The sequence below is a fragment of the Streptomyces laculatispora genome (genome assembly GCF_017353455.1).
Lineage (GTDB): Bacteria > Actinomycetota > Actinomycetes > Streptomycetales > Streptomycetaceae > Streptomyces > Streptomyces laculatispora.
Map to the genome: position 1 here is coordinate 1 of NZ_JAFMPZ010000199.1, position 12,116 is coordinate 12,116.

A 12,116-nucleotide genomic window follows, 5' to 3' on the forward strand; every position below is an offset into this window, starting at 1 on the left:
ACTCCCCGCCGGCCCCACCCCGGGCCGACTCCGGGTGCCTCTCGTGTCCGTGACCGGCCCGGCCGGACGGGCGCGTGGGGCCCGGGGTAACGGGACCCCCGGCCGACCGGACCGGAGTCGGGAGAAACGTAACAGGGCTGCAATGTTTTGCGTAAGAGCTTGCAGGAAGAAATCTGCAGCATTTCGCGGGTGTGAGCGGGATGTGAGCAGCTCATGTCCAAAGGGTTGACCGGAACCTGACGGGCTCGTACGGTCTCACCGCGGCAAGGTTTGCATTCTTGCAGCAAGAACATTCAGGAGCCTTGAGGGCAGGGCGCGTTGCCGTATGAGGCTGCACCGTCACCCGCGTTTCCCCCACCGCAGGAGGAAAGACATGGCACGCAGACCCCTGTCCGCGGCTCTCGCCCTGATAGCGGGCGCCGCCGCACTCGTGGTCCCCGCCACGAGCGCCGAGGCCGCCACGCCGGGCACCAAGGACGTCACCGCCGTTCTCTTCGAGTGGAAGTTCGACTCCGTCGCCAAGGCGTGCACGGACTCCCTCGGCCCGGCCGGATACGGCTACGTACAGGTCTCACCGCCCCAGGAGCACATCCAGGGCGGGCAGTGGTGGACCTCGTACCAGCCGGTCAGCTACAAGATTGCCGGACGGCTCGGTGACCGCAGCTCGTTCGCCGACATGGTCAGCACCTGCCACAGCGCGGGCGTCAAGGTCGTCGCGGACTCCGTCATCAACCACATGTCGGCGGGCTCGGGCACCGGCACCGGCGGCTCCTCGTACACGAAGTACAACTACCCCGGTCTGTACTCCGCGCCCGACATGGACGACTGCACCGCGCAGATCAGCAACTACCAGGACCGCTACAACGTCCAGCACTGCGAACTCGTCGGCCTGGCCGACCTGGACACTGGTGAGGAGTACGTCCGCGGCAGGATCGCCGGATACCTCAACGACCTGCTCTCGCTCGGCGTCGACGGCTTCCGTATCGACGGGGCCAAGCACATCCCCGCCGGCGACCTCGCCAACATCAAGTCCCGGCTGAGCAATTCCAATGCCTACTGGAAGCAGGAGGCGATCTACGGAGCCGGCGAGGCCGTCTCGCCCGACGAGTACGCCGGCACCGGGGACGTCCAGGAGTTCCGGTACGCCCGCAGCCTCAAGCAGGTCTTCAACAACGAGAACCTCGCCAACCTGAAGAACTTCGGCGAGGGCTGGGGCTTCATGTCCTCCTCGAAGGCCGCGGTCTTCGTCGACAACCACGACACCGAGCGGGGCGGCGACACGCTGAACTACAAGGACGGCGCGAACTACACGCTCGCCAGCGTGTTCATGCTCGCCTGGCCCTACGGCTCGCCCGACGTCCACTCCGGCTACGAGTGGTCCGACAAGGACGCCGGTCCGCCGGGCGGCGGCACGGTCAACGCCTGCTACAGCGACGGCTGGAAGTGCCAGCACGCCTGGCGCGAGATCGCCTCCATGGTCGGCTTCCGCAACACCGCCCGCGGCGAGGGCGTCTCCAACTGGTGGGACAACGGCGGCGACCAGATCGCGTTCGGCCGGGGCTCCAAGGCGTACGTCGCGATCAACCACGAGGGCTCCGCGCTGAGCCGCACCTTCCAGACCTCGCTGCCCGCCGGTGACTACTGCGACATCCAGTCCGGCAACGGCGTCACCGTCAACGGCTCCGGCCAGTTCACCGCCACGCTCGGCGCCCACACGGCCCTCGCCCTCCAGACCGGCGCCCGCACCTGCTCCGGCGGCGGCACCGGTCCGACCGATCCCGGTACGGGCACCTCCGGCGCCTCCTTCGGCGTCAACGCCACCACCCAGCTCGGCCAGAACATCTACGTCACCGGCAACCAGTCCGCCCTCGGCAACTGGAACCCCGCCGCCGCGCTGAAGCTCGACCCGGCCATGTACCCGGTCTGGAAGCTCGATGTGAGCCTGCCCGCCGGTACGTCGTTCGAGTACAAGTACGTCCGCAAGGACGCGAGCGGCAATGTCACCTGGGAGAGCGGTGCCAACCGCACGGCCACCGTGCCGTCCTCCGGCAGGGCCGCGCTGACCGGTGACGTCTGGCGGAGCTGACCTCCCCGCCCCGCCCGCCGGACGGGCCGCACCGGCCCGTCCTGCCCCGCATCCGCACCCCTTCGAGGAGAACCCGAGTGATACGTCCGTCCCCGCGCGTGCCCGCGCGAAGAGCGGCGCCCGCCGCCGCCGTCGTCGCGGCCGCCCTGTGCGCGGCCCTCGTGCCCGCGCTGCCCGCCGCCGCGGCCAGGCCGCCCGCCGCGCCGTCGGACGCCAAGCTGGCCGCACAGCCCGCCCGCCACGATCTGACCCGTGAGCAGTTCTACTTCGTGATGCCCGACCGGTTCGCCAACGGCGACACCGGCAACGACCGGGGCGGGCTCACCGGCTCCCGGCTGGAGACCGGTTACGACCCCACCGACAAGGGGTTCTACCAGGGCGGCGACCTCAAGGGGCTGACCAGCAGGCTCGACTACATCAAGGGGCTCGGCACCACCGCCATCTGGCTCGCGCCGATCTTCAGGAACCGGCCCGTCCAGGGCACCGGCAAGGACGCCTCGGCGGGCTACCACGGCTACTGGATCACCGACTTCACCCAGGTCGACCCGCACTTCGGCACCAACGCCGACCTGACGAAGCTGATCGACAAGGCCCACGGCAAGGGCATGAAGGTCTTCTTCGACGTCATCACCAACCACACCGCCGACACCGTCGACTACGCCGAGAAGACCTACGGCTACAAGCCCAAGGGCGCCTACCCGTACCTCGACCGGAACGGCCGCCCCTTCGACGACAGCGCGGGCATGGCGAAGACGGATGCCGACTCCTTCCCGTACAAGCCGGTCACCACCGGCGGCAAGACGCCGTCCTGGCTCAACGACCCGACGATGTACCACAACCGCGGTGACTCGACCTATGCAGGCGAGTCCACCACGTACGGCGACTTCTCCGGGCTCGACGACCTGTGGACCGAGCGGCCCGAGGTCGTCTCCGGCATGGAGAGCATCTACGAGAAGTGGGTCCGCGACTTCGACATCGACGGCTTCCGCGTCGACACCGTCAAACACGTCGACCTGGACTTCTGGACCCAGTGGGCGACCGCCCTCGACACGTACGCCGCCAAGCACGGGCGCGACGACTTCTTCATGTTCGGCGAGGTCTACTCCGCCGACACCGCGATCACCTCGCCCTACGTCACCCAGGGGCGCCTCGACGCGACCCTCGACTTCCCCTTCCAGGAGGCGGCCCGCCAGTACGCCTCACAGGGCGCCCCGGCCGCCAAGCTCGCCGCCGTCCTCGGCGACGACTACCGGTACACCACCGACAAGGCCAACGCCTACGAGCAGGTGACCTTCCTCGGCAACCACGACATGGGCCGCATCGGCACCTTCCTGAAGCAGGACAACCCGAAGGCCGATGACGCGGAGCTGGTGAAGCGGGCCCGGCTGGCCAACGAGGTGATGTTCCTCAGCCGCGGCAACCCCGTCGTCTACTACGGCGACGAACAGGGCTTCACCGGCGCCGGCGGTGACAAGGACGCCCGCCAGACGATGTTCGCCTCCAAGACCGCCGACTACCTCGACGACGACGAGCTGGGCACCGGCCGTACGCACGCCTCCGACGCGTACGACACCCAGCACCCCATCTACCGATCCATCGCCGCTCTCTCCGAGCTGACCAGGAAGAACCCGGCGCTGCGGGACGGCGTCCAGACCGAGCGGTACGCCGAGGGCTCCGTCTACGCCTTCTCCCGTACGGACCCCGAGCGCGGCGACGAGTACGTCGTCGCCACCAACAACGGTGCCGGCGCGAAGACCGTCGAGCTGCCCACCGAGTCCGCCCGGATGGACTTCCGTACGCTGTACGGCGGTTCCGGCACGGTCCGCAGTGGCGCGGACAAGAAGGTCACCGTCACCGTGCCGGCCCTGTCCAGCATCGTGCTCCGCGCCGGGAAGGCGCTGGGCGCCCCCGCCGCCAGGCCGGCGATCTCCCTGAAGGCACCGGCCGCCGGAGCCACCGGCACCGTCGAGCTCTCCGCCGACGTGGACGGCGGTTCCCTGAACCGGGTCGTCTTCGCCGCCCAGCAGGGCAACGGGAAGTGGACCACGCTCGGGTCCGCCGACCACGCCCCGTACAAGGTCACCCAGACCATCGGCGACACCACCGCCGCCGGAACGCCCCTGCGCTACAAGGCCGTTGTGGTCGACCGTGCCGGGCGCACCGCGAGCGCGCTCGCCTCGTCCACTGCCGGACAGGCACCCGCCCCGGCGAAGCCCGTCGCCGTCGAACGCGACTACGCCGTCGTCCACTACAAGCGCGCCGACGGCGACTACGACGGCTGGCAGGCCCGGTCCGGCGAGAGCGCCGCGGACTTCACCGGGCGGGACGCCTACGGCGCCTTCGCCTGGATCAAGGTGCCCGAGGGCGCCTCCTCGGTCCCGTACACCGTCGAGAAGAGCGGCACCGCTGACGGGCCGGAGCGCGCCGTCGAGCTCGCGAGGACCGGACAGGTCTGGATCGAGCAGGGCGAGGACGGCCAGGCCGAAACCGCCCCCGAAGGTGCCTACCCGCCGCAGGACACCGGCAAGGCCGTCCTGCACTACTACCGGGCCGACGGGGACTACGACGGCTGGGGGCTGCACACCTGGACCGGCGCCAAGGAGCCCACCGACTGGGCCAGGCCGCTCCAGCCGGTGAAGAAGGACGCATCGGGTCTCACGTTCGAGGTCCCGCTCACCGACGGGGCCACCTCGCTCAGCTACATCCTGCACCGGGGCGACGAGAAGGACCTGCCCAGCGACCAGTCCCTCGACATCGCGAGCCACGGGCACGAGGTGTGGATGCTCGGCGGCACACCCGGCTACCTCCTCCCGCAGACCGGCGGCGTCCCCGCCCCCGACCTCACCAAGGCCGAGGCGCAGTGGATCGACTCCGCCACCGTCGTCTGGAAGGTGAAGGCCACCGAGGCCACCAGTCAGCAGCTCGTCTACGCGAAGAACGGCGGGATCTCCGTCACCGACGGCGCCCTCTCCGACGAGGGCCAGTGGCTGCGGCTCAGCCCGTCCGCGCTGACCGACGCGCAGAAGGCGAAGTACCCGCACCTCAAGGACTACCCGGCGTTCACCGTGGACGCCCGCGACCGGGACCGGGTCCGTGACGCCCTGCGCGGCCAGCTGCTCGCCACCCAGCGCGCGGCCAACGGCGCCCTGCTCGCCGCCACCGGGGTGCAGAGCGCCGGCGTGCTCGACGACCTCTACGGGAAGCCGGCGAGCAGCGCCTCGCTCGGCCCGGTCTTCCGGGGCGGCAGCCCCACGCTGTCCGTCTGGGCGCCCACCGCCCGCACGGTCTCGCTCGAACTCGGCGACAGGACCGTCCCGATGCGGCGCGACGACCGCACCGGCGTCTGGTCGGTCACCGGGAAGCGGGACTGGAACGGCAAGCCCTACCGGTACGTGGTGAAGGTCTGGGCGCCCACCGTCCAGAAAATCGTCACCAACAAGGTCACCGACCCCTACTCCACCGCGCTGACCACCGACTCCGCCCGGAGCCTCGTGGTCGACCTCGACGACCGCAGGCTCGCGCCCAAGGGCTGGGACGGGCTGCGCAAGCCCGCCGCGGTGCCGCTGCGCGACGCCCAGATCCAGGAGCTCCACATCCGCGACTTCTCGATCGCGGACCCCACGTCCAGGCACCCCGGCGAATACCTCGCCTTCACCGACACCCGCTCCGACGGGATGAAGCACCTCAAGCAGCTCGCCGGCTCCGGCACCAGCTATGTCCACCTGCTGCCCGCCTTCGACATCGGCACCGTCCCCGAGAAGAAGAAGGACCAGCAGAAGCCGGCCTGCGACCTGTCCGTCTACGCCCCCGACTCCGCACAGCAGCAGGCCTGTGTGGCGAAGGCCGCCGCGAAGGACGCGTTCAACTGGGGCTACGACCCGCTGCACTACACCGTCCCGGAAGGCAGTTACGCCTCCGACCCGGACGGCACCCGGCGCACGGTCGAATTCCGGCAGATGGTGCAGGGGCTGAACGGCGCCGGTCTGCGGACCGTCATGGACGTCGTCTACAACCACACCGTCGCCTCCGGCCAGGACGACAAGTCCGTCCTCGACCGGATCGTGCCCGGCTACTACCAGCGGCTGCTGGAGGACGGCACCGTCGCCACCTCCACCTGCTGCGCCAACACCGCACCCGAGAACACCATGATGGGCAAGCTCGTCGTCGACTCGATCGTCACCTGGGCCAGGGAGTACAAGGTCGACGGCTTCCGCTTCGACCTGATGGGACACCACCCCAAGGCCAACATCCTGGCCGTCCGCAAGGCCCTCGACGCCCTGACCGTCGCCAAGGACGGCGTCGACGGCAGGAAGATCATCCTGTACGGGGAGGGCTGGAACTTCGGTGAGATCGCCGACGACGCCCGCTTCGTCCAGGCCACCCAGAAGAACATGGCCGGCACCGGCGTCGCCACCTTCTCCGACCGGGCCCGCGACGCCGTGCGCGGCGGCTCCCCGTTCGACGAGGACCCCGGCGTGCAGGGCTTCGCCACCGGCCTCTACACCGACCCCAACACCTCCGCGAACAACGGCACGAAGGCCGAGCAGAAGGCCCGGCTGCTCCACTACCAGGACCTGATCAAGGTCGGGCTCACCGGCAGCCTCGCCGGCTACACCTTCACCGACACCTCCGGCCACACGGTCAAGGGCTCGGACGTCGACTACAACGGAGCCCCGGCCGGATACGCCGCGGCCCCCGGTGACGCCCTCGCCTACGCCGACGCCCACGACAACGAGACGCTGTACGACGCCCTCGCCTTCAAGCTCCCGGCCGGCACCCCGGCAGCCGAGCGGGCCAGGATGCAGGTCCTGGCCATGGCGACGGCCACGCTCTCGCAGGGCCCCTCGCTCTCCCAGGCCGGCACCGACCTGCTGCGCTCCAAGTCCCTGGACCGCAACTCCTTCGACAGCGGCGACTGGTTCAACGCCCTGCACTGGGACTGCCGCGCGGGCAACGGCTTCGGCCGCGGACTGCCGCCCGCCGCCGACAACGAGGCCAAGTGGCCCTATGCCAAACCGCTGTTGGCCAATGCCGCGATCAGCCCCGGCTGCGCACAGATCAACGGCGCCTCGGCCGCGTACCGGGACCTGCTCACCATCCGCGCCACCGAGAAGGACTTCGGCCTCTCCACCGCCGGGCAGGTGCAGTCCACGCTCTCCTTCCCGCTCTCCGGCAAGGACGAGACTCCCGGGGTGATCACCATGCGGCTCGGGAAGCTGGTGGTCGTCCTCAACGCCGCCCCCGGCGCCACCACCCAGAAGGTCGCCGCCCTGGCGGGCAGGAACTACGCCCTGCACCCCGTTCAGGCGGCGGGCGCGGATCTTACCGTCAAGAAGGCGACGTACGAGCGGAGTTCGGGAAGTTTCACTGTTCCGGGGCGTACGGTGGCGGTGTTCTCGCCGCGCTGACCGCAACAGGTCTACCGTGAGGCCAGCCGCCGGGGAGAGCCGCAACAGCACACTCCCGGGCGCGCCCTCCCACTCCACCCGGCCGGGCCCCGGCCCCGATCCCGTACGCACCGGCAGCCGCCTCGTCGGCCCGCCGGTGCCGTACCGGGCGCGGGGGCCGGGACCCGGCCTCTCCACCTGTTCAGCGACGGTGACGATGGTGAGCTACATCCCCGAGGAGACCACGAGCTTCGTCGGACGGAAGACGGAGCTTGGCCGGATCGAACGCGCCCTCGCCACCCGTCGGCTGACCACACTCACCGGCGCAGGCGGGGTCGGCAAGACCCGGCTGGCGGTCCGCGCGGCCGGCCGCGCGGAACCCGGATACCGCGACGGCGCCTGGTGGGCCGACCTCGCCCCGCTCCACGACGACGGACTGCTCCTCGCCACCGTCTCCGACGCGGTCGGGCTCAGCGACCACACCCTGCGGATGCCCATGGACGTGCTGTGCGAGTGGCTCGCCGACAAACAGCTGCTGCTCGTCCTGGACTCCTGCGAACATCTGCGCCCCGCCTGCGCCCACCTCCTCGGCGAGATCCTCACCACCTCACCCGAACTCACGGTGCTCGCCACCAGCAGGCAGCCCCTCGGCATCAAGGGCGAGCAGCTCGTCGAGGTGGAGCCGCTGCCCGTCGACGGCTCCGCCGACGCCCTCACCCTGTTCCGGGACCGGGCCGCCGCGGCCGCCCCGGGCACCGTGTTCGACGCATCGGGCACCGCCGCGGCGGCCGCCGAGATCTGCCGCCGGCTGGAAGGCATCCCGCTCGCCATCGAACTCGCGGCGGCGGGCACCGGCCGGCACACCGTCGAGCAGATCGCGCTGCGGATCGGCTCCCGCCTCGATCTGCTCGCCGACGCGTCGATCCGGCCGCAGCGCCACCGCACCCTGCGCACCACCATCGGCTGGAGCCACGAACTGTGCACCCCGCTGGAACGGCTGCTCTGGGCCCGGCTGACCGTGCTGCGCGCCGACTTCGACGAGGCCACGGCCCGCGAGGTCTGCGCCGGGGGACCACTCACCGGGGACGGGGTCCGCACGGCACTGCGCGGGCTGGTGGCCAAATCGGTCGTCGTGCGCGACGGCGTGCGCCACCGGATGCTGGACACCATCCGGGAGTACGGCCGGATGTGGCTGGCCGAACTCGGCGAGGAACGGGCCGCCGCCGACCAGCACGCCGCCTGCTTCCTGCAACTGGCCCGCAGCGCCCACGCGGGCTGGACCGGCGACGACCAGATCAGCTGGTACCACCGCATCGCCGACACGCACGCCGACCTGTGCGCGGCCCTCGACCACCTGCTCGTCCACGACACCGCCGCGGCCCAGGAGATGGCCGGCCGCATCGGCTTCTTCTGGTGCTGCTGCGGCCACCTGCCGCAGACCCGCGGCTACGCACAGCGCGCCCTGGACGTCGGCCCGGCACAGGGCCCGCACCGCACCCGGGCCCTGTGGGTGCTCGGCATCTGCGTGATGCTCCAGGGCGACTACCCGGCCGCCGAGCGGATCGGTGAGGAATGCGTACGGGCGGCGGCCGACGACGGTTGCGACGAAGGCATCCTCGCCGCCGCGTACCTGCGCGGCCTCACCCATCTGATGGTCGGCCGGCCGGAGCTGAGCCTGCGCGAGGCGGACCGGGTGCTGCGCTGCACCGAGGCGGGCACCCCGCTCGAATCGGCCTACCGGCTGCGCTGCCACCTGATCACCGTCTTCGCCCTCACCGGCCTCGGCCGGCTGGACGAGGCGGCCGAAGCGGCAGTCGTCCTGCGCGCGGCCTGCGAGGCCATGGACGAGTGCTGGACCCGCAGCTACGCCGACTACCAACTCGCCCTGATCGCCCTGCTCCAGGGCCACGCCGAGGCGGCCGCCGCGCACGCCCGGTCCATGCTCGCCGGCAAGCACCGGCTCCGCGACAGCTTCGGCATCGCCCTCGGCCTGGACATCCTGGCCGCCGCGGTCGCCGCCCAGGGCGAGGGCGCCCACGCCGCCCGGGTGTACGGCACCGGACAGCTCTACTGGCGGATGGTCGGCCACCCGCAGCGCGGCACCCCGGAGCTGGGCCCGCTGCGCGAGGCCTGCGAACGCCAGGCCCGCGAGGCCGTCGGCGACGCCGCCTACCAGCGGGCCTTCGACCAGGGCCGGGCGGACAGCGCGGAAGCGGGCCTGGCGCTCGCGCTCCACGGCGAACCGCTCACCTAGGGTCTTTCGTTTGGATCAGGCTGGATCAGGGAGCGGGGTCCGGTGCGTGCGGTTGCGAGGCGGAGGAGGGAGTCGATGCGGAGCATTGGCGACCGGCGACAACACGGCAGGTGCGCGTGCCGGAACCCGCGAGCCCGGCGTGATCCAAACGAGAGGCCCTGGCGGGCCCGGCTTGTGCACCCTCACCGGTCAGGGGAAGAGTGGGGCGGTCACCACCCGCGCCCTGCCCAGGAGAACGCCATGCCGCAGATCACCGTCGACTACTCCTCCCAGCTCGACGAGAGCTTCGACTTCCACGGCTTCGCGGGGGCGCTGCACCCGCTGATCGCCGAGACGGTCACCACCAAGATCGCCGCCTGCAAGACGCGCTTCCGCGAGGTCGCGGGGACGGTGGTGGCGGACGCCCCCGACGGCAACGCGATCGTGCACATCGAGATCGCGCTGCTGGCCGGCCGCACCCCGGAGATCAAGGCGCAGCTCACCGAATCGGTCCTGGAACTGCTGGCAGGCCACATCCGGCCGACCGACGGGCTGACCCTGCACCTCTCGGCCGAGACCCGCGACCTCGACCCCTCCTACCGCAAGAGCTGAACCTACGGCAGCCGCTGCGCGGGCACGGCCGGCACGGCGGGTGCCAGTGCGGAGAGCCGCACCAGCAGGTCTGCGAACGGCCCGTCCGCCGGCTCCTGCGCGAGGGCCCGCAGCACGATGCCCGCCATCTCCTCGTTGTACGCGGCGCTCACGGCGGTCAGCGCCGCGAAGTCGTGCACGAGCTGCAACTCCAGCTCCGCGCGCGGGATGTGCCGCCCGTCCAGCCAGATCAGGGCCGTCGACTCGGCGAGCGACACCCAGGACCGTACGACCAACTCCAGCCGGGCCGGGGGTTCCTCGACTCCCAGGTGGGCCAGGATCTGCTCGCAGGCCGCCTGCCGCACCCCGTCGATCATCGCGTTCGCCGTGGACGACCCCACGGCCGGGCCGCCCCGCATCAGCGCGGCGAACCCCGGACCGTGCTCGTCGACGAAGTCGAAGAACCGCCCCATCACCCGCAACAGCCGTGCGCCCAGGGGGCCTTCGCGCGGCTCCAGGAACCGGGTCGCCAGCTCGTCGGCGGCCCGCCGCAGTGCCGCCTCGTACAGGCTCTGCTTGCCCGGGAAGTAGTGGTAGACCAGTGGCCGCGAGATCCCGGCGGCGGCGGCGATCTCGTCGATCGACACCTCGTCCGGGGAGCGGTGACCGAACAACTCCAGCGCGACACCGATCAGCTGCTGTCTGCGCTCCTCGACGCCCATCCTGCGCCGCACCCCGGTCGTCATGAGGAACAGCGTACCGACCGGCGCGAGCGGGACACGGCTCCCGGGTCCCCTCCCGGCCGCCTACAGATCCAGCACCAGCCGCTCGCCCCGGCACCGCGACACGCAGATCAGCATCGAGTCCCGCCGCTCCGGGTCCGTCAGGAGATCGTCACGGTGGTCGACCTCGCCCGCCAGGACGCGCTGTTGGCACGTACCGCAGAAGCCCTGCTCGCAGGAGTACGCGACGTGCGGCAGCTCCGCGCGCACAGCGGCCAGCGCCGACTGGCCCGCCGCCACCCGGACCGTGCGGCCCGAGCGGCGCAGCTCCACCTCGAAGGCCGCGGAGCCGGTGGCGTCCGGGGCCGCCGCGGAGAAGCGCTCCACGTGCAGGGTGCAGCCGGGCGGCAGCGCCGCGGCGACCGCCTCCATCAGGGGCTCCGGACCGCAGCAGTGGACCGCCGTGCCCGCCGCCGCGCCGGCCAGTGCCGCGGCGACATCCGGGTGGCCCGCCTCGTCCTGCGGTACGACGGTGACCCGGTCGCCGTCCGCGTCCAGCTCCTCGATCTCCTCCAGGAAGGGCATCGTCGCCCGGCTGCGGCCTCCGTACAGCAGCCGCCAGTCGGCTCCGGAGGCGGCGAGCGCGCGCAGCATCGGCAGGACCGGGGTGATGCCGATGCCGCCCGCGACGAGGACGTACGCGGGAGCGTCCGCCAGCGGGAAGCGGTTGCGCGGGCCGCGGATCTCGGCCTCCTCGCCCTCGCGGAGCCGGTTGTGCACCTCCGAGGAGCCGCCCCGGCCGTCCTCGGCGAGCCGGATCGCGACGGTGTACGTGTCCGGGTCGGCCGGGTCGCCGCACAGGGAGTACTGGCGGATCAGCCCGGACGGCAGCACCAGGTCCAGATGCGCGCCGGGCTGCCAGCGCGGCAGGCCGGAACCCTTCAGGCGGAGCAGCACGACGCCGTCCGCGGGAGTGGACCGCTCGGTGATCAGCAGCCGCCGTCCGGTGGTCGAACGGCGCTGCGAGTGGCCGGACACGGGCTCCTCCAGCGCCGGCAGCGGCCAGAGCGGGGACTTCTCGATGCGCCGGCGCATCG

General features: G+C 71.5%; 6 protein-coding genes. 4 read left to right on the forward strand and 2 right to left on the reverse strand.

The window, feature by feature from the left end; genetic code table 11:
- The first annotated feature begins 373 nt into the window (after nucleotides 1–373).
- From J1C73_RS11650 to J1C73_RS11665, 4 genes are all read left to right on the forward strand, one after another.
- The gene (locus J1C73_RS11650; RefSeq protein WP_207316302.1) at nucleotides 374–2,086 is read left to right on the forward strand and encodes a carbohydrate-binding module family 20 domain-containing protein; all 1,713 of its coding nucleotides are present in this window, start codon (nucleotides 374–376) and stop codon (nucleotides 2,084–2,086) included.
- A 77-nt stretch (nucleotides 2,087–2,163) separates the two neighbouring features.
- Nucleotides 2,164–7,494 (forward strand): pullulanase-type alpha-1,6-glucosidase, encoded by a 5,331-nt coding sequence (gene pulA / locus J1C73_RS11655; RefSeq protein WP_372446676.1) that lies wholly within the window; start codon nucleotides 2,164–2,166, stop codon nucleotides 7,492–7,494.
- A gap of 196 nt (nucleotides 7,495–7,690) precedes the next feature.
- Entirely contained in the window at nucleotides 7,691–9,727 is a 2,037-nt protein-coding gene (locus J1C73_RS11660; RefSeq protein WP_207316306.1) for an ATP-binding protein, read from the forward strand.
- Nucleotides 9,728–9,967: 240 nt separating this feature from the next.
- The gene (locus tag J1C73_RS11665) at nucleotides 9,968–10,318 is read left to right on the forward strand and encodes a 5-carboxymethyl-2-hydroxymuconate Delta-isomerase (RefSeq protein WP_123470271.1); all 351 of its coding nucleotides are present in this window, start codon (nucleotides 9,968–9,970) and stop codon (nucleotides 10,316–10,318) included.
- A 2-nt stretch (nucleotides 10,319–10,320) separates the two neighbouring features.
- Here J1C73_RS11665 and J1C73_RS11670 read toward each other — a convergent pair whose 3' ends face one another.
- The gene (locus J1C73_RS11670; RefSeq protein WP_207316303.1) at nucleotides 10,321–11,043 is read right to left on the reverse strand and encodes a TetR/AcrR family transcriptional regulator; all 723 of its coding nucleotides are present in this window, start codon (nucleotides 11,041–11,043) and stop codon (nucleotides 10,321–10,323) included.
- Nucleotides 11,044–11,103: 60 nt separating this feature from the next.
- Nucleotides 11,104–12,114 (reverse strand): PDR/VanB family oxidoreductase, encoded by a 1,011-nt coding sequence (locus tag J1C73_RS11675; protein WP_207316304.1) that lies wholly within the window; start codon nucleotides 12,112–12,114, stop codon nucleotides 11,104–11,106.
- Between the last annotated feature and the right edge of the window lie 2 nt (nucleotides 12,115–12,116).